This is a genomic window from Heliobacterium chlorum (assembly GCF_014502795.1).
GTDB classification, from domain to species: Bacteria; Bacillota; Desulfitobacteriia; order Heliobacteriales; family Heliobacteriaceae; genus Heliobacterium; species Heliobacterium chlorum.
In genome coordinates, this window is record NZ_JACVHF010000017.1 from 1 (window position 1) to 24,006 (window position 24,006).

At 49.0% G+C, this 24,006-nt stretch carries 21 protein-coding genes and 1 riboswitch; of the genes, 17 read left to right on the forward strand and 4 right to left on the reverse strand.

Annotation, left to right across the window (positions count from 1 at the left end):
- The 8 genes from H1S01_RS21595 to H1S01_RS22355 form a co-directional block, all read left to right on the forward strand.
- On the forward strand, window positions 1-120 hold a 120-nt coding region (locus tag H1S01_RS21595; RefSeq protein WP_243237347.1), incomplete at its 5' end, for an ATP-binding protein.
- 405 nt (window positions 121-525) lie between these two features.
- Window positions 526-780: a YolD-like family protein gene (locus tag H1S01_RS14375; protein WP_188041120.1), complete on the forward strand. Its 255-nt coding sequence runs from the start codon at window positions 526-528 to the stop codon at window positions 778-780.
- Window positions 781-1,394: 614 nt separating this feature from the next.
- Window positions 1,395-1,658, forward strand: a complete 264-nt coding sequence (locus H1S01_RS22565; protein WP_423751929.1) for a thermonuclease family protein — start codon at window positions 1,395-1,397, stop codon at window positions 1,656-1,658.
- 70 nt (window positions 1,659-1,728) lie between these two features.
- A complete protein-coding gene (locus H1S01_RS14385) occupies window positions 1,729-2,172 on the forward strand; it encodes a DUF3795 domain-containing protein (RefSeq protein WP_188041122.1) in 444 nt (147 codons plus the stop codon).
- Between the two features lie 452 nt (window positions 2,173-2,624).
- Window positions 2,625-3,029 carry a phBC6A51 family helix-turn-helix protein gene (locus H1S01_RS14390; RefSeq protein ID WP_207732351.1) on the forward strand — a complete coding sequence of 135 codons (405 nt, stop codon included), beginning with the start codon at window positions 2,625-2,627 and terminating at the stop codon, window positions 3,027-3,029.
- A gap of 324 nt (window positions 3,030-3,353) precedes the next feature.
- Window positions 3,354-3,527: riboswitch (cobalamin riboswitch) on the forward strand.
- A gap of 138 nt (window positions 3,528-3,665) precedes the next feature.
- The gene (locus tag H1S01_RS14395) at window positions 3,666-4,436 is read left to right on the forward strand and encodes an alpha-ribazole kinase (RefSeq protein WP_188041123.1); all 771 of its coding nucleotides are present in this window, start codon (window positions 3,666-3,668) and stop codon (window positions 4,434-4,436) included.
- A gap of 57 nt (window positions 4,437-4,493) precedes the next feature.
- Window positions 4,494-5,012 (forward strand): ECF transporter S component, encoded by a 519-nt coding sequence (locus tag H1S01_RS14400; protein ID WP_188041124.1) that lies wholly within the window; start codon window positions 4,494-4,496, stop codon window positions 5,010-5,012.
- Window positions 5,013-5,015: 3 nt separating this feature from the next.
- Window positions 5,016-7,559, forward strand: coding sequence for an energy-coupling factor transporter ATPase (locus H1S01_RS22355; RefSeq protein WP_188041125.1), 2,544 nt, complete (start codon window positions 5,016-5,018; stop codon window positions 7,557-7,559).
- Between the two features lie 95 nt (window positions 7,560-7,654).
- Here H1S01_RS22355 and H1S01_RS14410 read toward each other — a convergent pair whose 3' ends face one another.
- Window positions 7,655-8,296, reverse strand: a complete 642-nt coding sequence (locus tag H1S01_RS14410; protein ID WP_188041126.1) for a lactate utilization protein — start codon at window positions 8,294-8,296, stop codon at window positions 7,655-7,657.
- Between the two features lie 341 nt (window positions 8,297-8,637).
- Between H1S01_RS14410 and H1S01_RS14415 the strand changes: the two genes are divergently transcribed.
- The 7 genes from H1S01_RS14415 (at window position 8,638) to H1S01_RS14445 (ending at window position 16,458) form a co-directional block, all read left to right on the forward strand.
- Complete coding sequence (locus H1S01_RS14415) at window positions 8,638-8,919, forward strand: ArsR/SmtB family transcription factor (protein WP_188041127.1); 282 nt, start codon at window positions 8,638-8,640, stop codon at window positions 8,917-8,919.
- Window positions 8,920-9,077: 158 nt separating this feature from the next.
- Window positions 9,078-11,636 (forward strand): DsrE/DsrF/DrsH-like family protein, encoded by a 2,559-nt coding sequence (locus tag H1S01_RS14420; protein ID WP_188041128.1) that lies wholly within the window; start codon window positions 9,078-9,080, stop codon window positions 11,634-11,636.
- Window positions 11,637-11,655: 19 nt separating this feature from the next.
- Entirely contained in the window at window positions 11,656-11,892 is a 237-nt protein-coding gene (locus H1S01_RS22570) for a helix-turn-helix domain-containing protein (protein ID WP_188041129.1), read from the forward strand.
- A 54-nt stretch (window positions 11,893-11,946) separates the two neighbouring features.
- Window positions 11,947-13,644, forward strand: coding sequence for a spore germination protein (locus H1S01_RS14430; RefSeq protein WP_188041130.1), 1,698 nt, complete (start codon window positions 11,947-11,949; stop codon window positions 13,642-13,644).
- Window positions 13,631-14,734, forward strand: coding sequence for a GerAB/ArcD/ProY family transporter (locus H1S01_RS14435; protein ID WP_188041131.1), 1,104 nt, complete (start codon window positions 13,631-13,633; stop codon window positions 14,732-14,734). Before H1S01_RS14430 ends, H1S01_RS14435 begins: the two co-directional genes overlap by 14 nt.
- On the forward strand, window positions 14,731-16,023 hold the full coding sequence (locus tag H1S01_RS14440) for a Ger(x)C family spore germination protein (RefSeq protein ID WP_188041132.1): 1,293 nt from the start codon (window positions 14,731-14,733) through the stop codon (window positions 16,021-16,023). The genes H1S01_RS14435 and H1S01_RS14440 overlap by 4 nt, the downstream gene beginning before the upstream one ends.
- Window positions 16,024-16,242: 219 nt before the next feature.
- Window positions 16,243-16,458, forward strand: a complete 216-nt coding sequence (locus H1S01_RS14445) for a hypothetical protein (protein WP_188041133.1) — start codon at window positions 16,243-16,245, stop codon at window positions 16,456-16,458.
- Between the two features lie 134 nt (window positions 16,459-16,592).
- Here the strand turns inward: H1S01_RS14445 and H1S01_RS14450 are convergent, their stop codons facing one another.
- Entirely contained in the window at window positions 16,593-17,543 is a 951-nt protein-coding gene (locus H1S01_RS14450; RefSeq protein WP_188041134.1) for a ketopantoate reductase family protein, read from the reverse strand.
- A 217-nt stretch (window positions 17,544-17,760) separates the two neighbouring features.
- Between H1S01_RS14450 and H1S01_RS14455 the strand changes: the two genes are divergently transcribed.
- Window positions 17,761-18,042 carry a hypothetical protein gene (locus H1S01_RS14455; RefSeq protein ID WP_188041135.1) on the forward strand — a complete coding sequence of 94 codons (282 nt, stop codon included), beginning with the start codon at window positions 17,761-17,763 and terminating at the stop codon, window positions 18,040-18,042.
- Window positions 18,043-18,162: 120 nt separating this feature from the next.
- Here H1S01_RS14455 and H1S01_RS14460 read toward each other — a convergent pair whose 3' ends face one another.
- Window positions 18,163-18,414, reverse strand: a complete 252-nt coding sequence (locus tag H1S01_RS14460; RefSeq protein ID WP_188041136.1) for a hypothetical protein — start codon at window positions 18,412-18,414, stop codon at window positions 18,163-18,165.
- 226 nt (window positions 18,415-18,640) lie between these two features.
- Here H1S01_RS14460 and adhE point away from each other — a divergent pair, with 226 nt between their 5' ends.
- A complete protein-coding gene (adhE, locus tag H1S01_RS14465; protein ID WP_188041137.1) occupies window positions 18,641-21,274 on the forward strand; it encodes a bifunctional acetaldehyde-CoA/alcohol dehydrogenase in 2,634 nt (877 codons plus the stop codon).
- A 96-nt stretch (window positions 21,275-21,370) separates the two neighbouring features.
- On the opposite strand, the gene H1S01_RS14470 is transcribed toward adhE, so the two are convergent.
- Window positions 21,371-23,770: a heavy metal translocating P-type ATPase gene (locus tag H1S01_RS14470; RefSeq protein WP_188041138.1), complete on the reverse strand. Its 2,400-nt coding sequence runs from the start codon at window positions 23,768-23,770 to the stop codon at window positions 21,371-21,373.
- Between the last annotated feature and the right edge of the window lie 236 nt (window positions 23,771-24,006).

The following is a 24,006-nucleotide window of genomic DNA, read 5'->3' on the forward strand; positions in this document are numbered from 1 at the left end:
TTTGGGGATAACGTAATCACCACGGCGATCCTCGACCGATTAGTGCATCATAGTGAACTCTTCTCTCTTTCGGGGGATAGTTATCGGATGACACATCGCAAAACCTTCCTGACTGATTAAAATCCCCCCGAAGCAATCTTTAGATATATCTACAAAGCTTCATTGCCTTAAACAAACATCCGTGGTTGTTCAGGCATCCCTGGGCCAAGGCGCCTAAATTATTGCGTTACCTTGACGAACGGGGTGCCCGAACAACCTCATCTCCCAACCAAAGAGATCGCATTTACCTCACAAAAAAACGGCCATGCGTAGTGGCCAAAAAAAGTCCAAAATTAATGTCCTTTTTTCGACCAAAACTATTGACCGATCACACAGTACGTGGAGGCAGCGAGTAACCGGCTCAATGAAGCGGCTTAATTATAGTTGTTCAATGTTTGACTAAGGCAAGAATCCCTGGACTAGAACAAGAACGTGTGTTCCAATAATGAGGGAAACGTGCTATTCTATTTCCAGGAGGTGTTGATGATGTTCCTAAAACCAAAAGACGCTCAGGTGGTTAATGATCTGCGGGAAATTACCGAGTATCAACTAGAGGAAATGAATGAAATCGTCAGTTCTGCCATACAAGAAAAGTCACAGTTAATGTTTCAACTGCGAAATGGGAAACAGATCTTGTGTGTGCCGCTAAAAGGCAGAATGGGGAAATTATCAGTATCTACCGAGCGTGGTGAGCGTGAAATTCTCTTCACCGATATCGTCGATGTACAGAAAATCTCGTGATTGCCACAGCCATGCCTGTCTCGCCATGTGTGCCGACGGAATCCCTTGGTAATATAATTCCATTCAGATAATACCAGCGAGCCACACGTGGCCACACAGCCCGCGACGTTGCCAACCCAGCCGTGCGGAAGCTGGGTGAGTGATTGGCGGGGCTGAGGTTGATGGCGTGTTTCATCCACGGATAATCTGACTTTAATAATGAGGCTATCGTCAGACTGTTTCCCGTATGTCCGTTTTAACAACTGGCCCATATGTCCAAACGGACAATGTAACTAGAACAACAACATAGCTATAGAGATTACTGTGGTTCCTAACGGTAACTGTACTAGACACTGTAGTTAACTGCTCTACCCACTGAACAGGTCCCCACAGCACCTTACAGCAATCATATCGTTTTTACCGTTAACATTAAATAGAGGGATGCTGGCGGCAATTCCTGTAAGTCACTTGTCACAACTGCGATCTTTTGGGTAACAAGAAACAGTCTGGACCGCATAGGCCCAGGCTGTTATTATTTTGACTATGTCTTTGAATAGGGGGGGCAGCGTTGTTCGTTAATTACACCTATAACGCCACGGTCACAAGAGTTATAGACGGCGACACGTTCGAAGCAGATGTTGACCTCGGCTTCAACGTCATTAATAAAGGAAAGGTTCCGCTTATATGGCCTAAATGCGCCAGAGATTTATGGCGAGGAAAAGGCTAGGGGAGAACAGGCTAAACAATGGTTAGCGTCTCAGATCGAGGGCAAGTTCGTTACCGTCAATTCCGTTCGGAAAGAGAAGTATGGGCGGTGGCTAGCAGTCGTCAACGCGGAGGGGAAGAACGTGAATGATGAGATGATTGTCGAAGGGCTAGCCGTTCCATTTATGAAATAAGACATCCGACGGAATGTAGACCAGTAAAAATAAACCTGCTACGATGGTTATATCGTTAGGAGGTGTCGAAGTGAATTATAATCAAGCGAAAAGTCGTTTAGCTCCATGCGGACTTGACTGTTCACGATGTGCTGATTATGAGTCTGGAGAAATAAAACAAGTTAGTTCTCGCCTAACCGAATTGCTTGGAAATTACAGACGCCTAGCCACTATTAAGGCAAACACATTCCCTGTCTTTCAGAACTATCAGGAGTTTGAGGACGTACTCTCGTATTTTAGCCAAGCATCATGCAGTGGATGTCGAGGAGAAAACGTAAAATGCCCGATTAATTGCCCGGCACAAACTTGTCATAAGGAAAAAGGCGTTGATTTTTGTTTTCAATGTGATGAATATCCTTGTGATAAACCCTTTCCAGACGCGATTAAGAACCGATGGAGAACATTAAATGACCGAATGAAAGAAATCGGCGTTGAAAGATTTTGTATCGAACAAGATAAAAAACCTAGGTATTAAAATGGCGATACCCGGTAAGCACGAGGGATGATTTTCATTTGACCATCAGTTGAACTGACTCACAAAATTCAAAGAGCTTCGCAATAAACGATGTTGTCGCGGTGACCGATTTGATAATCAAACCGGTTGGCATGAGTAAAATCCCGGTTGATCGTTTGAACAATCGTACAGTTGTCCGTTTGGACATGCGTATAGTTGTCCATTTGAACAACTGTATAGTTGTCCAAACATGCGATGTAACAAGAACCAACGAACAAGAACCAATAAACAAGAAGAAACAGGCAGAGCAGCCAGTAGTGGTTAAATTACCGTGGATAAAAACAAACAACGCCTGGGATGACCGTTTGACAAATAGTGAGAAGACGCTTTGCTGACGAAAGTTGGCAGGGCGTTTTTTATTTCCCCACTGTAGTAGTAGGAATTAAAGGGAGTGCGGAAAGGAGGTGATCACCTTGTCGAAAGTATACCGGCTGTCTGCCCAGCAGTTGAGAGCTGCTGAAATCTTTGCCACCAACGATATCCACAAGATGACCATGGCTCAGATCGCTGAAGAAGTTGGCGTAACCGATCGGTCCCTATACCGTTGGAAACAAGACCCCGACTTCATCGCTTACCAGAATGATGTGGCCGAACGGGTAATGAACGACTTCCTGGCAGAAACCTACGGCATCCTCCGTGGCATTGTCCGTACCAGCGGAAGCGACGGTAATAAGCTGAAGGCCATTGAACTTGTGCTGAAGAACCAGGGCCGATTGACCGACGTCCAGAAGATTGAGGCAAAGGTTGAGGATACACGTTCCAACGAAGCAATCGAGGCCGAGATTGATAATCTGAAGAAGATGTTGGCTGAGATGTAACCAACGACCTAAGTTCAACTTAGCCCGTTAAAACTCATCCTCTATCATTGCAATATAAGACGAAAATGGTGAAGAACAAGTCAACAAGCCCAGAAAAAAGTTCGTTTACCTCCCAAAAAACTCATCTTATATGTAAACCCGAATACTCGGAATCTCTTTAGTCTGGCCTGTAGCTCTTACAGATTAGGGATTAAAAGTTTATTTTCCATTCAAACTCCTTCTGTCCAAACGATAATTATGGAGAGAACCCTCCAATGAAAAAGTAGGACTTCTGAACTGAAGCGAAGGCTTGTCAAGAATAAGTATGTGATTTATAATACAATCAACTGCATAACCGTTCCAGGTGCCCTCAAAAGGGAGAATAGGGAACCGGGTGCAAATCCCGGACGGACCCACCACTGTAACGAGGAGCTTTGCACAATCGGCCACTGGGATACCGGGAAGGCGTGCACGGCGATGAATCGGAGTCAGGAGACCTGCCTGTAACGCTGGGTGAATCATGAATCACGGTAAAGTTCATGGTCAATTTGTTGTTGTAATCGCGCAACGGCAGAATGACTATGGGCTTTTTTGTTTACCTTGCGCTAGGGACTGTTCGGTAGCAGGAAAGAATTCTATCAAGAAGGGGGTGTACATATGGGTTACCATGGGCGTGATGTAGAGGTTGTCTTTTTATCGGTCGATCAGTGCCTGGTAGCAGCTTGTGATTCCTGCGGCGCTATCGGGGACAAGGAATTTGATGTAGTCTCAGTGCCGCAATACATCGTCGGGCGTTTTACAACCCGTGTCGCTTTGCTGGAGGTTCTCGCTGTCGGTGCGGCTCCAGCGGTGGTGACCGTGGCGATCTCCAATGAGCCGAGTCCCACCGGGGAAAAAATCCTCGCCGGGGTTCGAGATGAACTAAAGGAAATCGGAAAAGCCGAGCTGCCGGTGGTCATCAGTACGGAAAAAAACATTCCCACCAAACAGACTGGTGTCGGCGTCACGGTAGTGGGTGCCGTCGAACGACGAGGTCTTCGAATCGGCACGACTCAGCCCGGTGACCGGATGTACTGTTTGGGCCTACCAAAAGTAGGACCGGAAGTGCAGCGCGCCGACGACGAGAAAATTGCCCAGGCTGGGCACATCCTGAAGCTTTTTCAAATCGAAGGCGTCCATGATGTGCTCCCTGTCGGATCACGGGGGATTCGTGCGGAAGCGATTACGCTCGCCAATGCGGTGGGCTGCCGCTTTTCTGAGTGGCCGATCTCAAGTCTCGATCTGGAAAAATCGGCAGGACCCTCAACCTGTGTACTCTTTACAGCTAACCGGGAAATTCGTCTCGACGAATTCGCAGATACTCCCGTGCAGGTTATCGGAGAGGTCCTCTCATCGTCAAGCCATTTCAGTATGGCGCCCGATGAGTAAGGTTCTGGGGTTACCTCAAAGGAAGAATAAGAAGCAGAAACGAAGGGGGATTCACGAATGAGTCACATGGAAATGGAAACCGGAGATTTACAACCCTCCATATGGTCAGCGAAGCGGGTGGCGGTGATCGCGATCTTCATCGCCTTAAGCGCTGTCGGTTCTCTGATTAAGATCCCGAGCCCCGTTGGAACGATTGGTCTAGATTCTGCCCCGGGCTTCTTCGTCGCGATTGCCTTTGGCGCCATGGAAGGGATGGCGGTGATCGGTATCGGCCATCTGTTAACCGCTGCCGTCGTCGGCTTTCCGCTGAGCATTCCGATTCACCTGTTTATCGCGGTTCAAATGGCCCTCTGGGCACTGGCTTTTCACTGGATTGAGAAAAAGATGGGTATTGTGGCAGCAACTATCGCAGGAATTTTCTTAAACGGCGTCGTCTCTTCCCTTACGATGATCTTCATGGGCGGTTGGGGTGCAGTGTTAGGGGTCATGCCCTTTTTAGTCATCGGATCAGCCATCAACGTTGTTCTCTCGGCCATCGCGTTCAAAGCGGTAAAAGCATCAAACTTGTTGAGGTAAGCCGTGGCCAATGCTATTGAGATTCAAAATCTAACCTATCGTTATCCCCATGCCGAAAGACCGAGCCTCGTAAACCTAAACCTGACCGTCGAATCAGGAAAATTCATTGCCATCATGGGACCCACTGGTGCGGGAAAGTCAACCTTATGCCTTTGCCTCAACGGATTGATTCCCCAACTGATGCAGGGAGATCTAATCGGCAAAGTCCTTCTGGCCGGAAAGGACACACAAAAATTCCGGGTCCAGACGCTAGCCCGCCAGATCGGGCTGGTCCTGCAGGAGCCGGAGACACAAATCTTCGGGCAGACCGTGTTTGAAGACGGGGCCATTGGCCCCTGTAATTTCTCTTTGCCCGCGTCTGAAGTGCAAGAGAGGGTTCGAGAAGCGCTAACTCGTGTCGGATTGACCAGTTACGAGCCGCGCCATACGGAAGAACTATCTGGCGGGGAAAAACAGCGCCTTGCCATTGCCGGTCTGTTAGCCCAGCGCCCAGAGATTCTGGTCTTGGACGAGCCTGCAGCGGAGTTAGACCCAAAAGGCCGTCAAGAGATCTACGAGACGCTTGACGCCCTCCGGAAAGAGTATTCCATGACGATCGTCGTCGTTGAACCAAACGGTGAAGATATCCTGGAGCGGGCCGATGAAATCATCGTGCTCTGTGAGGGAGAGATTGCCTGGCAAGGGCAGCCAGACCGTTTGTTTCGTGACGTATCGCTGGTGAAGCGCTTGGGACTGCGTCCCATTCCCGTTAGCCTAATCGGTTGGCACTGTTACGAAAAGGGATGGATTGGCCGAGAGGAGATCCCATTGACCGTCTCTTCGGCAGTTTCTTTATTCCGCCGACCTGGTATTAAGGAATTGGTTCAGGGTGACTTCGATAATGTCTTCCATTTTAAAAAAGCAAACACTACGATAAATCCACAAAATAGGGAAGATGTCGCAGCGATCGAAATTCGACAGCTTTTTTACACCTATGAATCGGGTCAGAGAGCCCTGCAGGGCATCGATTTCACCGTCCAGCAAGGCGAGTTTATAACCTTCGTCGGTCAAAATGGTGCCGGCAAGACAACACTGGCGAAACACTTAAACGGTCTACTGAAACCAGCTAGCGGGGAAGTTCTCATCCACGGAAAAAGTACGAAAGACGTCCCTACGAGCCAATTGGCTCATAGGGTGGGGTATGTCTTTCAAAATCCAGACCATCAGATTTTCTCCCTAACCGTGGAAAAAGAGGTCGAGTACGGGCTCGGTAATCTGAATTTGACGGAAGTGGAAGTCAGAGAAAGAGTCTCCGAAGCGCTGCGGTTGACGGGGTTGGAATCGCGCCGCTCCGTTCATCCACTCACGTTGGGCAAGGGTGACCGTCAGATGCTGGCACTCGCCTCCATCCTGGCATTACGCCCTCAAATCCTGGTCATCGACGAACCCACCACCGGTCTCGATGAATCAGGAGTCGGACAAGTGATGGCCCTCATCAAGCGCCTTCACGAAGAAGGAACGACCGTAATCATGGTCAGTCATGACATGGAACTAGTCGCTCAATACGCTGAGCGAGTCATCGTTTTATATGAAGGAACCGTCTTGATGGACGGGCCTTCGCAGGACGTCTTTGCTGAGCGGGACATACTAGCCCAAGCTGCGGTGATTCCGCCCCAGCGGTTTCTTCTGGAAGAGGCCTTGTTTGGACAGGCCGGATCTATTACACAGACAGATCTAGTTCTACCAACGAGAGGGATGGAGCAGACAGGTTCAAGCAATCCGCAGACTAGGCAGTCATATTTGTCTCGCCTTGATGTCCGAACGAAAATAGCTGGCTTTTTCGGCGTAGTCATTACATCCTTTGTTTTCCAAGACTTACTGTCTATGCTGGCCTTATTTGCCATCGTTGCAGTGGTCGCCACTCTCGTCAAATCTACATGGGAAAAGTCCTGGGATACGTTAAAGCCCTTGTTGCCCCTACTCGGTCTAATCGTCATCATGACCGCCTTTACCTATCCCCAAGATCATCTTCCCGACGGGATTTACCGAACAGTCATCATAACTGGATTCATCGACGAACGATGGGGAATGACGGTTGGGGGACTGTTGATGGGTCTGACCTATATACTGCGTATAGTGATTATGGTGATCATCTCGGTCGTATTAATGGCGTCAACGCCGTTTGAAGATTTTCTGCAGTTTCTATGCAAATTACGAATGCCTTCAGAAGTATCCTTCATGCTTGTCACAGCGATTCGATTTATTCCCACACTGGACAAGAAGCGCCGGATGATTATGGAAGCACAATCGGCCCGTGGCGCCGCATGGAACGCTCGGGGGCTGTTCGGTCCTATCCGCGCCTTTGTTCCGTTATTTGTTCCGCTGATCGTAAACGCCATTACGATGGCTGACCGCTTGTCTATGGCTATGCTCAACCGGGGATACGGATATAGCCGGACTCCGACGGTGCTGCGGGAAATCGAAATGGCGCCGAGAGATTATCTATGGACGGCTTTGATTGTCTTTGCTACTGCACTATGTATCTATCTTCGCATATCGCCCATATAAAAAAAGGAGCGCCCGTTGACTTTTGTCAATTGACGCTCCTTTTTTATAGGGAAACATGGTGCAAAGATCGGTATTCGTTACGAATTTCAATCCGATTAGAAGCCCAATTCTTCTCCTACGACGATGACATGAAACTCTGTCAGCATCGGTTTTTTGCTGAGGACGGTGGTGATGTTGCAGATCCGGCGAGGTCCCTGGCAATTCATACATTCGCCTGTTTTCGTACAAGGGTTGGGGAGATTAATTCGTTTGTTATTGAGGGGAGCGGCAAACCGTTTAATCCGGGCTTCCGCTTCCGCCGTATCTTTGACGATTTTATTGACGCCGGTGACGACGATGACTTTTTTCGGTCCGAAGATCATGGCTGCGACCCGGTTACCGACGCCGTCTCGGTTGACCAGTTGTCCGTCTAAGGTCACCGCATTCGTACCGGTGAGGAACACATCGCTAACCATCTGACGTCGGCGGATGTCCATCGCCTCTTCCGGGGTAATGCCGGGACGGTTGTGGTTTAACAGTTCGTTTCCTCGTTCCGACAGTCGATCCAGGAGGCCTAGTTCTTGAATGGTTGCCGATCCACCTACGCCGACAGAGGCGTCTGATGGAATGAGGGAAAGGATTTTCTCTACCGTCTCTTGGCGGTTCTTGCAGTATGTAGCCTGAAAGTTGTTCTTCGTCAGTGCCTCGACGACCTTTACCCCGAGGGTTTCATGATGCCAAGCTAAGAAGTCGTTCATGTAGGTCTATCTCCTTTCACACCTTCAGAAATTCATCTTGTACCGAATCGTACCTGTCCACTTAAACTGTACCATTCGCTTATAACTTTGTAAAAAGGTATTCTATTCAAAAGAGACAGAATTTTATAAATAATATTCCACCTAAGAACAAAAATTTCAAGCATTGTGAGGATTGACACAAATAGATGGGAGGTCTAAAATCAGATTATCGTGATATATTAATTTATTGATAGATTGAATAGCGAATGGACTATAGTATCGTCACAGGGTCTTCATTGGTGAACCCTTTCGTCATCTTTTTGATGTTAACAACGACTACACCACTGACCGGAGGAACTCAAATGGAGAAAGATTTTCGACAGTACTCAGAATCAGCGGACCTTCTCAAAGCGATGGCTCATCCGGTTCGCCTCTGTATCCTTCGGGGACTCATGCAAAAAGGAGACTGCAACGTATCTCATATGCAACACTGCCTGGACCTGCCCCAATCGACCATTTCCATGCATTTGCAGAAGTTGCGAGCTGCCGGAGCCGTAGAAGGGGTGCGAAATGGACTGGAGATTAATTATCGAATCAAGAACGATACGATAAAAGGTTTATTACATTGTTTATTTCCCGAATAAACATTCAAGTCATACAAAAGCATATCTTCGGCAAACCGATTCGTTGAAAAATGAGCCTTACGAGAGAGTAACCTTGTTCATCTCCTCTGAAATCATAGCCTCCGAGAAATTCGCAACAACGTGCGGAAATGAACATGAAATGAAGGAGAGATAACCTCATGAGCAAAAAAGTGGTCATCGTCGGCGGTGTCGCCGGTGGAGCATCGACAGCAGCCCGTTTGCGGCGGCTCGACGAGCAAGCAGAGATTATCATCTTTGAACGAGACGGATACATCTCTTTTGCCAACTGCGGCTTGCCCTACTACGTCGGAGAAACCATCGTCGAGCGGGAAAACTTAATTTTGCAGACCCCCGAGATGATGCAAAACCGCTTTAACATTGACGCCCGCCTGCACAGTGAAGTGGTAGCCGTCGACGGTGTTCAGAAAAAAGTCACCGTCAAGAGCGCAGACCGGGGCAGCTACGAAGAGACCTACGATGTGCTCGTTTTAGCGCCGGGCGCCAAACCCTTTATCCCGCCGATTGCTGGTGTGCACAGCGATAAGATCTACACTCTCCGGAATATCCCCGATGCCGACCGGATTAAGGCAGCGGTAGATCAAAAAAGAGTCCACCGAGCTGTCGTCATCGGCGGCGGGTTTATCGGTGTCGAGATGGCCGAGAACTTGTGTGATCGCGGGATTGACGTTACCCTCGTTGAGGCAGCGCCTCACATTTTGATGCCCTTTGACGATGATATGGTCACCACGGCGGAAAAGGAATTGGAGGAACGTGGTGTACGGCTGATTCTTGGTGACGGTGTGCAAGGTTTTGCCGAACAAGGGGCTGCCGAAACCAGTGAAATTGAGGTCGCCTTAAGCAGCGGCACCCGATTGACTGCCGAAATGATCATTCTGGCTATCGGCGTCAAGCCCGATGTAGAATTTCTAAAGGATTCAGGCCTGAAGTTTGGACCTCGTGGTCACCTCATCGTCAATGAGCATATGCAGACGAACATAGAAAACATCTACGCTGTCGGAGATGCTATTCAAGTCATCGACTTTGTCAATGGCAGTGAAACAGCCATTCCCTTAGCTGGTCCTGCCAACAAGCAAGGTCGTATCGCCGCCGACAACATCTGCGGGATAGACAGCGTCTTCCGGGGATCCCAGGGCACCTCGATCATCAAGATATTCGGGTTGACTGGAGCAGTCACCGGAAACAACGAGCGAACTCTCCGCCGTCTGGGCATCGCTTATCGTGTCGTCCATGTACACCCCAATTCTCATGCGTCCTATTACCCGGGGGCATCGCCGATCGCGTTGAAAGTGATCTTTGATGAAAAGGGAAAAGTGCTCGGCGCGCAAGCCTTCGGCTATGATGGTGTGGACAAACGCATCGACGTCATCGCCACTGTCATCCGTATGGGCGGAACCGTTGATGACCTGAAGGAATTGGAACTGTCCTATGCGCCGCCCTATTCGTCGGCCAAGGACCCTGTCAACATGGCTGGTTTTTTGGCGGAAAACCTTTTGGCCAGCCGAACGGACCTCTTTGTCACCAGCGAAATCGATCAGATCGATCGGGAAAAAGCGGTCCTCCTTGACGTTCGTTCCGAACTCGAATATGAAACAGGTCACATCCCCGGCTCCGTCCTGCTCCCCCTAGAAGTGCTTCGACAGCGTCTCGATGAATTAGATCCTGTGAAAGAATACTGGGTCTATTGCAGAGTCGGCTTTCGAGGATACTTAGCCGAGCGGATATTAAAACAGCGAGGCTTTAAAGCAAAAAACCTCTCTGGAGGCTACAGCTCCTATGAAATCGCTCAATACAAGGCGGGAGGTTGTAACATGAACCAGCCAAAACAACCGAACAGTGGCTGTGGACCTACTTGTGGGACTGTGTGTGGGCAGACGGCGGCGGCGGGGAAGGTAGAAACGAACACGACCGAGACGAACTTTTCGGCTCCGGCGAATGTGAGTTTTGACCAACATGATCGCAAGCTGAATGCCTGCGGACTGTGCTGCCCCGGACCGCTCATGCAGGTTAAAAAGTGCGTGGACGAGATGACGCCGGGACAACGGCTGTATGTGGAAGCCTCCGACCCTGGCTTTTATAAAGACATTGAATCTTGGTGTCAGCGGACCGGTAACGGCTTGCTTAATCGTTCTAAAGATGCAGGGCTTATCAAAGCGTTGATTCAAAAAGGGTGTATGGATGCTGATATGGTGAATAACCCCGCCCAGTCAGGACAGATGGCGCCTGCCAAGGACAATAAAACGATCGTCGTCTTCAGCGGTGATCTGGATAAGGCCATAGCTTCCTTCATCATCGCTAACGGTGCCGCCTCGATGGGGAAAAAAGTGACCATGTTCTTCACCTTCTGGGGCCTAAACATCTTGAAAAAGGAAGACCCTCAACCGGTGGAAAAAGGATTCATGGATCGCATGTTCTCCATGATGATGCCGAGCCACAGCAAAGATTTGCCCTTATCGAAGATGAACATGATGGGCATGGGTCCGAAGATGATCCGCATGGTTATGCAGAATAAAAACGTCCAGTCCCTTGAAGAACTGCTCATGGCCGCCATGGACCAGGGGATCGAACTGGTCGCCTGTCAGATGTCGATGGACGTGATGGGTATCAAAGCGGAAGAACTCATCGATGGAGTCAAAATCGGCGGTGTCGGCTATTACCTCGGTGAGGCGGAAGATTCCAATGTGAACCTGTTTATCTAAAAGCAAGATCATCCAAGGAATGCCATTAAAACAGGTTGACCAAGAAGTTGGATACTATGATCAAAGCCATTTCCATCGATGGTTCGCGAAAATCATGGGAATTACGCCGGGGCAATATGCTTCGTATGTCACCTTCGCCCATTCACGCAGTCTCCTCAATACCACGCGGTGTTGGGGGCAGCGTGAATGGGCCTTTATTTTTTATTTCGCTACTTCGAAACCCGGTCAAAAAAGAGACTACCTTTTATCTGTTTAAGACATACTATTCGAGGAAATAAATGGACCCGTGCGCTTGGGGGGGATAGGGCGGATGAGAAACAGCTGGATAAACAAACTTCTTTCCATTTTTACATATGAAAAGGTCCGAAAAAAAACCTTTTCCCTCAGTCCATCTCGAACTGGAAAAGCCCTATCCTTGCGACGATCTACGTCGTTTTTGCGCAGTCCTTCCATGTCGTTGCCTACTACACAGTATGCCATTCAAAAATGGTTATCTGAGCGGTTTCAATCCGAAAAAAATCCCGATTTTGCCATTCGAGCTCTGCAAACGTCCTGGGGCCAGGTTACGATTGCATTTTACCGTAGTCTCACAAATTCTAATCAAATTCAAGAGTTCCTCATTGCCCCGTTGGTGGAATATCTTCCACCTATCGATCGATCATTATGTCCGAAAGACTTGAAAGATCGTCTCACGTATTGCCATATTGTCAGTGATGTGTTTACCCACGATAGTTTGATCCGCAGCATTACCTCAGGGTTGACCTTTGTTCATATCGACGGTTGTGACTGGGGATTAGCGCTTGATTTTCAAGGTCTCCGCGGTCGAAACGTCAGTGAGCCCCATACTGAGACGGTTGTTCAGGGGCCTTATGATGGTTTTGTCGAAGACATTAACGTAAACCTGCAATTGCTGCGTTTTCGCCTGGCCACGCCTGATTTTATCGCAGAGGGTATTCCGGCTGGAAAACGGGAAATGGGTCCGATCTATTTGTTATATATTGATGGGCTGACGAACCCAAAAGTAATCCGGGAGATGCGCCGTCGGCTTGAATCGATAGATATTGATATGCTGTATAACGTGGGGCAGATTGAATCATTTATCGAAGATCGGCCTTTCTCTTTTTTTTCCCAAACGATTACGACCGAAAGGCCTGATCGTACGATTGCGTTCCTTTTGGAGGGCTCAGTTGCCCTTATACTGAACGGCAGTCCGCTCGCCCTAATCGCACCGGTAACCCTATGGTCCCAGGTTCACTCACCGGAAGATATATATAACCGCTGGCCCATCAGTTCCTTCGCACGGATTTTACGGGTGATAGGTTCTTTAACGACCATTTTTTTGCCTGCCGTATACACAGCGATGGTCGTGTTCCATCCGGAAATGATACCCACCGATTTGATGTTGGCCATTGCGTCGTCCAGAGAGCATGTTCCTTTTCCAACGGCCTTTTCTCTGTTATTTCTCGAGGTTGCCTTTGACTTTATTCGTGAGGCGGCCCTTCGTGTACCCAAGATGATAGGTCCCACCATCGGAATTGTCGGCGCGATCATTATAGGACAAGCGGTGGTCGAAGCGGGTATTGTTTCTCCCGTGGCGATTATCGTCGCTGCAATTACTGGACTCGCCGGCTTTTCCATACCTCAATATACGCTCGTCAACAGTTTTCGGATTGTGCGGTTAATCTTACTTTTTTCAGCTCATTTTTTTGGATTCTATGGAGTCCTCCTCGGTTTGGTTGTTTTAGTCCATCACTTAAGCGGGCTAAAGTCTCTAGGCGTTCCCTTTCTATCTCCATTTAGTCCTTTTCGAAAACCGACGGGAGATACATTCATTCGCACTGCTGAATTCTCCATCGAAAAGCGACCCTTCTATGCTAGGCCCTTAGATCAATTTAAGCAGCGTCCTGTGAATCGTCCTTGGGATCCGAGGATTCCTCCCGAAGTATTGCTCTTGACCGAAGATTTGAGAACACGCCAAAAGAGGGTAAACCATCGTGAAACAGTTTAAACAAGAGGGCTATGTAGGCGGTATCGAGTCTTTTGTACTTGTGAGCATGTATATACTTGTCAAACTCTTTTTTCATATTCCCCGAGAACTTTCTGCCGAAGCTGGAACCGCTTCCTGGATGGTACCGATCATTGCCTGTATCACGGTTATACCTATCTTCTTATGTATTGAGCGGGTAGCTAACCGTTTCTCGCGGGCCTCTTTGTTAAGTATCTCGGGATTATTTTGGGGACGGTATGTACAATGGTTTCTTGGGTTGTTGTTGACCCTGTTGCTAATCGTTCATTCGGGCTATCAGATGCGTATTTTTGCGGAATTTATCATTATGACGTTACTTCCGAGTACATCCATTGCAACGATTATCATCTCTTCAACGGTGTTGTGTATTTTCCTTGCTTACAATGGGTTAGAAAATCTCTCTCGGACTGCCTGGTTGCTCTTTCCGCTTGCGATATTTGTCTTTTTAGTTTCGATTTTTCTAATCGGTTTCCAAGGACACCTGTATTACCTATCTCCATGGTTAGGGTACGGGGAACTCGCTACGATCGAAACGGGTATTCGTTTCATGGGACTTTATAAGGAAATGATGTTGCTCATGCTCATCGCTCCATTATTTCGTAAGCAAAAAGTCTTTCGCCGGGTTGGTTTCGGTTCTTTACTTTTTTCGGCGAGTTTATTTACGATCGTTCAAATTGTTTTACACCTGAATTTTCCCTTCCCCGGTGCCAAGGAAGTCGGCTTTCCTTTATATCAACTGGCGAGATTGATAAACCTTCAATTTATCCTTCAACGATTAGAACCATTTATGGTTTTCGCATGGTCCACCGTATCTACGGTGGGTATCGCTGTCGGGTTCTATGCGAGTGCTCTAGCCGCCACACAGGGAAGTCGAGCACCAGACTATCGTCCTTTTCTAGTTCCACTAGCACTTCTAGCTGTGATGGTAGCCTTTATTCCCGAAAGCAGTATTGAGGCCGTCAACACATATACGACCTTAATGATGCTATTCCCCATTGTTTTTTATGGTCTTCCTGTTATCACGTGGATGTGGATGACGTTCTTTTATCGTGAGCCGGAGGAAACGAAATGAGATTTTTTTCTTGGCTATTGCTCTGCCTATTCCTAATTTCTTGCGTGGCCGGCTGTTCATCAGGACGGGAACTGGAGCGGACGGCTTTTGTATTAACGATGGGCATCGATAAGGGGGAAAATGGATTCCTTAATGTAATTTTCCGGGTGGCTATTCCAAGAAGCATGGATATTCGAGCAGGGGGAGAAACAACAACTTTACAAGAAACGACGAAACCGGTGACGATCACTGCACGATCTATTTCAGAGGCAATCAGCCTGGCGAGTACAAATATTGAGCGGAAGCTCGATTTTCGTCACTTGCGGATTGTACTCATGGGCGAAGAGCTAGCTCGAGAGGGTCTGGTTTATCACCAAATCGATGCACTGGAGAGAAACCCAGAATTCCGGCGGACTACCTATGTGTTGTTGACGGAAGGCCCTGCACGAGAGATATTTTTGTCCACACGACCTGTGCTGGAAAGAAGTGTTTCCCGTTATGTCGACGGAATTATGTCTAACATGCGTGAACAAGGTTATTCTCGTGCGATTACGATTCATGATTTTGTTTCCGAAATGGAAACATATCATGTCGATCCGGTTCTCCCGATGCTCAAGAACAACCCCATGGTTCTTACCGAGAAGAAAGATTCTAAAATAGTTCCGATGCCTGAAAGTGAATATGTACAAAGACAGAAAGGAAAAACGGAACCAGGCGGAAAGACCACTGAAAGCCTGATCCGTTCTGGGGGGAATCCAACTGAGTTTATTGGAATAGGGATATTTCATCAAGGGAAATTAATCGAGAAATGGTCAGGATGGGATGCGAAAGCCTATAACCTTCTTAGAGATACCTATGATCGTGCGATTTGGACCTTCACTGATCCAAGCGGAAAATTTACCTATGCCATTGAACTTAATAAATCGAGGGAGCCTAAAGTAAATATAGATTGGGACAATGAAACTCCGCATATATCGATTACCCTCTCTTTAGAGGGCGATCTTCGCAGCTTACAGTCGCTTCAACCTTATGTGAATCCCGATGGAATGGCCACATTGGAGAATAATGCAGCATCAAGTATTGAAGAACTAATTAGACAGGTCATCGTAAAGGCGCAAGAGAAGAAAATAGATCCCTTTTTTCTTTCCCGTTACGTTCGAATGCGCATGGCTTATATTCAAGACTTACAAGTTCTCAAGTGGAGAGAAGATTTTTCCCGAGCCCAAGTAGACGTACATGTAAATGTAAAAATTCGTCGACCGGGATTGAGAATTCAACCGGCAGAAGAATACGAGTACACGGGGGGATAGTTCTAATGTCCCTTTTTGTATCCTGACTGGATATAAAAAGTCTGTCTCTTGGGGTTAATCACTCCGAGTTAAATTGCCTAGTATACGATAATGTTAGTACAAACTGAAAGTGTTTACACGAAATGGAAGTTAGCTCATAATTAATAAAGAACAACCTTGTTTTCTCACAAAAACTTCACGGAGTAAACCTAGTTTGTCGGAAAGGAAGGTGCAGTTTTAATGTCTATCTGTGAAAAAATCAACAAGTGTCCCTTTTTCCATGACAAGATGCCCAACATGCCGGCTTTGGCGGAACGGTTTAAGCAAAAGTACTGCCAAGATCATCCTCAATCTTGTGCTCGTTATTTGGTGGCACAAAAGTTAGGCGGGGACAAAGTTCCTGCCAACTTGTTTCCCAACCAGACAGAACGGGCCCATCAAATTCTTGGGGAATGATAGGCGATATACATAATCATTAAGCAAAGAGCAAAGCCCGGAACGATATGTTGGGCATATCTTCCGGGCTTTGCTCTTCTACGGTAGGAACATAATAGATTGAAGAACCGGAACGGGTACTAAAGAGGTTCATCTTACGCAACACTCGTGACCAATTGCTCTTTGGCTTTGACCAACAGGGTAATCGTTTCGTTCACTGGAGTCGGCACACCGTACATACGGCCTAGGGCGACGACAGCTCCATTCAGGGAATCGATTTCGGTATGGCGGCTATGTTGAATATCTTGCAGCATCGAGGCATGGTGGTATCGGGTGGAAGGGATCAGCTTGCTGTAGAAATCGGCTATATAAGCATCAGCATCGGCCCAGTGGGTCTTTTGCCCGATAGCCTCCAATACGGCAAAGATTTCGCGTACGACATGAATCATCAGTTCGTGGGAACCGTCCATGCCGGCGAGTTTACCATAGTTAACTTCCAAGATGGCGCCTAGCGAGTTGAGGGCCGAGTTGTAGATGATTTTGCCCCATATGTACTTCATCACATCTTCACTGGCCCGGGTCGGAATACCGGACTCTCGGAAAATAGCGGCCCATTTCTCAGCGACCGGCAGGGGAATGTGATTTTTGGGAGAACCGATGACCACATCGTCGGCGATGACGGTCACTTTGGAGACTCCCGGAGACTGTGTCTCAGCGCCGAAAATAATCCGCCCTAGGAGGATCTTGTCTTCTGGGATATAGGGAGCAGCCGCTTCGAAATTGCCGTAACCGTTTTGAGCCAGCCATAGGAGGCATTCGGGAGGGCGCAGGCGGGCAATGTCCCGGGCTGCCTCGGCTGTGGCGTATGACTTCACCGTAAGGATGATCATATCCCAATCGCGATCCTGAGCTTCATCTAGGGAAGAGATAAGCCTATCTGGTGCTTGAGCGTACTCACCCCAGATGCCGCATACCTGTAATCCCTTTTGAGAGATTTTCTCTAGCATAGCCGGCCGTGCCAAACCGGTCACCTTATGACCGGCTGCTTTCAACATTGCCCCATAGACGGTGCCGATGGCTCCGAGGCCGTAGATTAAAAAGTGCATCTGTGCCTGATCTCCTTTTTCAATACAGTCGTATATGTTTTATATCGGCATTTTTCTACAATTTTATCATCTTGTTCAACAGAAGTCACTTTGGACAATTGAGATAATTCGCGCTAAAATGAAAGAGGATTACTATAATCATTTTTTCAACAAAATTTTTACATAGTGAACAGTGAGAAAAAACAGAAAAAAGGCCTATGAGAGAGGAGTCTTCATAGTGAACTCAGTACAACCAGACATGAACCAAGCTACAGAGAAAGGCACCCAGGAAATCTCTCTGGAAGGGTTTCGATCCCTGATTGAACGTTTATTGGAACTAAGCAAGATTAGTCAGGAACAGGAGACAAATGGTTCTTTCGTCCATGACTTAACCGTGATGATGGAGACGGCATCCCTGGAACTGACGCTGTTGTATCTGAAAGAATATACGGAAGGCCGTCTCGACGAAAAATACCTTCTGAAAAAAGAGAAAGTGGCCCCTAACGAACCGAAACGATAAGGGACAAAAAATCTCGCCATAGTAAACAAAAAGCTTCCTTATCATTTTCCATGATAAGGAAGCTTATTAGTCGAATTCATATATTCCCATGGATACCCCTCAACCCCAAGTGTTACATATTTAGGCCCCGTATTGGGTAGAGACTTCGGTTGATTCTTTGCGAAGTTTATCGATCGAAGCGGAAAACATCTTCAAATGCTCTTTTTGATCGGCCGTTGTGTATTGACCGGACTCCAGATCGAGCGTAGCGATTAATTTCGCGTAGAAGAGTTTATCCTCCAAAGACATACCCTTTCCACGGAAATACCGGTTCACCCGGGTTAACGTTTGAGTTTCTTCGTTCGTTTCGTGGACTTCTTTGATTGGGTTCATAGTTGCGTTCACCTCTTTTTTACTATTTATATGCAATTAAAAGTGTATTGTGACAAGAATATAAAATAACTTACGCAATGTCAATAGGGAGAGGAAGTTTTTCAAATGAAATTAACAGGATAAGGCAGGATGACAGCCTGCGGAATCGAAGTAAATAAAAGAGATTTCTTTTGCATAAATGGAAAAAGTAATGGGGGTATCACTGAGTAGCGAGGAGGTTCGGTGAATGGCAGAACAAGAAAAGCAAAACACAGCGGCCGATCGGGGGCAACCGTCTCAAAGGCAGGGTGTTCAAGAGGCAGCCGGAATGATTGAGCAACTAGTAGACAGGGCCCAGCGAGCATTAGAGCAGTTCCTTGATCTGAATCAGGAGCAAGTGGACCACATCGTTCATGCCATGGCCATGGCCGGATTGGAACAGCGGATACCCCTGGCCAAAATGGCTATCGAAGAAACCCAGCGTGGCGTCTACGAAGACAAGATCATCAAAAACACCTTTGCGACCGAATCGGTCTACCATAGCATCAAGTATCACAAAACCGTCGGCATCATCGGCGAGAATGAGTTTGACGATTATGAAGAAGTGGCCGAGCCGGTCGGCGTCATCGCCGCTTTAACACCGGTGACTAATCCCACATCGACAACCTTGTTCAAGGCGCTCATTGCGATGAAGACGCGAAACCCTGTCATCTTTGCCTTCCATCCTTCGGCCCAGCACTGTAGCGCCGCTGCCGCCCAGTTGGTACGAGAGGCAGCCGTCCGTGCCGGAGCTCCGGAGCACTGCATCCAATGGATCGAAGATCCTTCGATTGAAGCGACAGACCGGCTAATGAAGCACCCTGGTGTCAATTTAATCCTAGCCACGGGCGGTGCCGGTATGGTACTGGCTGCCTACAGCTGCGGGAAGCCTGCCCTAGGTGTCGGACCGGGTAACGTACCTTGTTTCATCGAAAAGACGGCCAACTTGCGCCGCGCCGTAACCGATTTGATTCTGTCCAAGACGTTCGACAACGGCATGATCTGTGCTTCTGAGCAGGCTGTCATCGTAGACCGCACCATTGCCCGGGATTTTGAAGCTTACATGCGTGAGAACCGGTGCCACTTTCTCTCAGAGGATGAAGTGGCCCGTTTGGAAAGCATCGCCATCAATCCGGAAAAATGTGCGGTGAATGCGGACATCGTCGGCCAGCCGGCCCACCGCATCGCCCAAATGGCTGGCTTTTCCGTTCCTGTCGATACGAAGATTCTCTTAGCCCGGCTGGAAGGGGTCGGTCCTCAGTACCCCTTGTCCCGCGAAAAACTGAGTCCTGTCTTAGCCTACTACATCGTCGACGGAGCCGAAGAGGGGATCGACCGGGCGGAACAGATGGTTCGTTTCGGCGGTATGGGCCATTCTGCTGTCATTCATTCGGAAGATCCGGAAGTCATTCATGCCTTTTCCCGGCGCATCAAGGCGGGCCGGCTGATCGTCAATGCACCAGCCAGTCAAGGCGCGATCGGTGAGATCTACAACGCCAATATGCCTTCGTTGACCTTAGGGTGCGGTACCTTCGGCGGCAACTCTACCTCATCGAACGTATCGGTCGTGAACCTGATCAATAAAAAAAGGGTGGCGAAGCGGCGAGAAAAAATGCAGTGGTTTAAAATTCCGGAACGAATCTATTTCCAATTCGGCGCTATCGAATATCTGGAGAAAATGCCGGAGATTCACCGCGCCTTCATTGTGACAGATCCCGTCATGGTCAAACAAGGCTATGTGGACCGAGTGCTTTTTTACCTGCGCCGGCGTCAGAACTATGTGCACAGTGAGATTTTTGCCGATGTGGAACCGGATCCTTCTGTCGATACGGTCATGCGGGGCTGCCGTATGATGAACGATTTTCAGCCCGATGTGATCATCGCCCTCGGAGGCGGATCGGTCATGGATGCGGCTAAAGGTATGTGGCTCTTCTATGAGCATCCAGACACCGACTTTACCGCCTTGCGTCTTCGCTTCATGGATATCCGCAAGCGTGTCTATAAGTTTCCCAAACTCGGAGCCAAGGCCAGAATGGTCGCCGTGCCCACCACATCGGGAACTGGTTCGGAAGTCACCTCTTTTGCGGTCATCACCGATAAGGAGAGGAACATCAAATACCCGCTGGCTGATTACGAACTGACCCCCGATGTGGCTATCATCGACCCTGAATTTGTCATGACCGTGCCGCCGGCAGTGACGGCCGATACAGGAATAGATGTATTGACTCACGCTGTAGAGGCATACGTCTCTGTGCTCGCCTCGGATTACACAGACGCGCTGGCTATCAAGGCGATTCAGATGGTCTTTGAGTACCTGCCTAGGGCTTTCCGTAACGGACAAGACAAGGAAGCCCGCGAAAAGATGCACAACGCCTCCTGCATCGCCGGCATGGCCTTTACGAACGCTTTCCTCGGCGTCAATCACAGCTTGGCCCACCAGTTGGGCGGCCTCTTCCACATCCCCCATGGAAGGGCCAACGCCATCTTACTGCCGCACACCATCGCCTATAACGCCATGCGGCCGACGAAGTTCACCTCATTCCCCAACTATGAGTTCTACGTGGCGGACCAACGCTATGCCGAAATCGCCCGCATGTGTGGCCTGCCAGCTGGCACCGTCGAGGAAGGGGTACAATCGCTCATTAATGCTGTTCGCCGCCTGATGCAGGCATTGCAGATGCCTTTGACGATCGCCGACTGCGGCATCGATCGCCACCGTTTCATGAGCCTCGTACCGGAGATCGCCGAACGGGCTTTCGATGACCAGACGACGACGGCGAACCCACGCATGCCATTAGTTAATGAACTACAGCAGATACTGATCAATGCTTATGGGGAGTAGATTCAGATAGAACACAGGTTGGTTTGGGGTAAAAACTCGTTGACGAGTTAAAAAGGACCTCCGTCTGTTCCACATGGAAATGACGGAGGTCCTTCTTTAGCTGCGAGTTTTTAAAAGCCGCAAACTATTCAATGTGACCAGGATCGATGCGCCCATGTCGGCAAAGATAGCCAACCAGAGCGTGAGCCAACCGGGGAACACGGCGAGCAGGGCCAGTGCCTTCAGCCCGAGGGCGAAAGCGATGTTCTGGCGAATGATTCCCATTGCATCACGGCTTAAACGAATGGTAAAGGGAAGTTTACTGAGGTCATCGGCCATCAGCACGATGTCGGCCGTCTCCATGGCTGTGTCCGTGCCGGCACCGCCCATAGCGATCCCCACGGTGGAAAGCGCAAGGGCTGGTGCATCATTGATTCCGTCACCGACCATGGCCACTTTGCCGTATTTGTTCAACAGTTCCTCCATGGCTTTGACTTTATCCTGCGGCAAGAGATCGGCGTGGTAATCGTCGACACCGACTTGTGCAGCAATCGCGTTCGCTGTTAGCTCGTTATCTCCGGTCAACATGATCGTCTTCCCTAAACCAGCATCTTTTAAGGCGCGGATGGAAGAAGCACTTGTCTCTCGAAGTTCATCAGCGACGGCGATCACGCCGAGGAAAGACGTCTCCGTACCGACGATCATGGCTGTTTTACCGTCCCCTTGCAGACGGGTGACCGATTTGGTTACAGGTTCTGTCTGGATACCGAGTTCGGTGAAAAGGCGAACATTGCCGATGAAGACCATTTGACCTTTTATCGCCCCTTGTGCGCCGCGACCGGGGAGGGCACGGAATTGTTCTACCGGGTGAATCGCTAACCCTTGTTGTTTGGCGGCGGCGACGATCGCTTTCGCTAGCGGATGTTCGGAACGATCCTCCAGACTGGCCGCGATCTCCAGCAGTTCCAAGGGGGTCGTATTTCCGAAGGCGATGATATCGGTAACCGAAGGTACCCCTTGGGTCAGCGTACCTGTCTTATCAAAAGCGATGGCTGCCAGGGAGCCTGCTTCCTCCAGATGAAGACCGCCTTTGATCAATACGCCCTTTTTGGCAGCCGTGCTGATGGCGCTGACCATAGCTACTGGTGTGGAGACGACGAGAGCACAAGGGCAGGAGATAACCAGCAAGGCCAGTCCGCGATAAATCCAGGGACCCCAGTCAAAGCCCAGAAAGAGCGGCGGGAGAAGGGCGATACTTGCGGCGAGAACCATGACGATAGGCGTATATACGGCAGCAAAACGTTCAATGAAGGCTTGAGAAGGGGCTCGCTTTCCTTGGGCTTCTTCGACCATGTGGATGATTTTGGCGATCGTTGTGTCTTCGACCCGCGTCGTTACAGAGACTTCAAGGTAACCATAGGTGTTTAAGGTTCCGGCGAAAACGCTCTCGCCAGGGCCTTTTTCGAGAGGGACCGATTCACCTGTGATAGCGGCCTGATTGACGGCTGATTCACCGGTGAGAATTAGGCCGTCCATGGCGATCTTTTCGCCGGGACGAATGATCATTATATCACCGATGAGGATCTCTTCGACGGGGATTTCCACTTCGTCATCGCCGCGGCGAATGCGGGCTTTTTTCGGTGCGATATCCATCAACTGGCGGATGGAGTGTCGAGCCCGATCCATCGTCCAGAACTCCAGCATCTCAGAAACGGAGAAGAGAAAGGCGACGGAAGCAGCTTCTTCCCATTTGCCAATGGCAATGGCGCCGAGGACGGCTACGCTCATCAGCACACTGCTGTTGAATTTTCCACGGGGCAAGGCAAAAGCCGCTTTGCGGAAGTTGCCCCAGCCGCCGAGGAGAGTGGCTGTTAAATATAGTGAAATAAAAAGAGAAAAGGGCATGGTAAGTGTTTCAGAGATGTAAGCCATCACGAGCGCTACACCTGAGGCCGCCATCCGGACTCGCTCCCAAGGGACTGGTTTTTTCTGTAAAGTCTCCCCTGTGGATGATTCGATAGGGAGGCCCCCCTGTAAAGGTCCCTGTGCATCTGCTCCGATTAAAGCGGGGCCGCTGACAATGTGGATTTGATAGTTTTCCGCTCGCCCTAGTTGTTGAATCGCTTCTATGTCAATGGTTCCGTCCAGAGTCATTTTTCCGGTCATCGTATTTAGGGACGCCGATGTAATCCCAGGAAGGCTGGCGACCCGCCGTTCGAATTTTGAGGCACAGTCAAGGCAGCAGATGCCGTCGACGGAGAGTACAGTCTTCGAGGCTGCAGCCGGCTTTTCAATCGGGTGGACCCGATAATTTTCTTCCTTGCCCAATCGGCGAATGGCTGGCAAGTCCACATTGCCTACTACGGTCAGCTTCCCTGTCATCGGGTTAAGAGTTGACTTGATCACACCGGGAAGGGAAGCGACGCTTTTTTCGAACTTGGCGGCGCAATCGAGACAGCAGATCCCGTCAATTTGAAAGAGGGTTGTATCGGAACAGAACTCCAATCGTTCTGACATGGGTTTTCACTTCCCTTCGCTTTTTCACAATAACATATGAATACATGTTCATATATATCGTATGTCCAGCAGGGAGTGAAGTCAATAGAAAACTATACCAACAATTTACGGCCTTATGACCTTGATGGTTCACAACTCCGTTAGCTGGGATAAGTGATTGTTTTACGTCAAGATAGAGAGCAATTGAGAGAGAATCAAAGATGAGCGCACCAAGAGGCCTCCATAGGCTATACCAA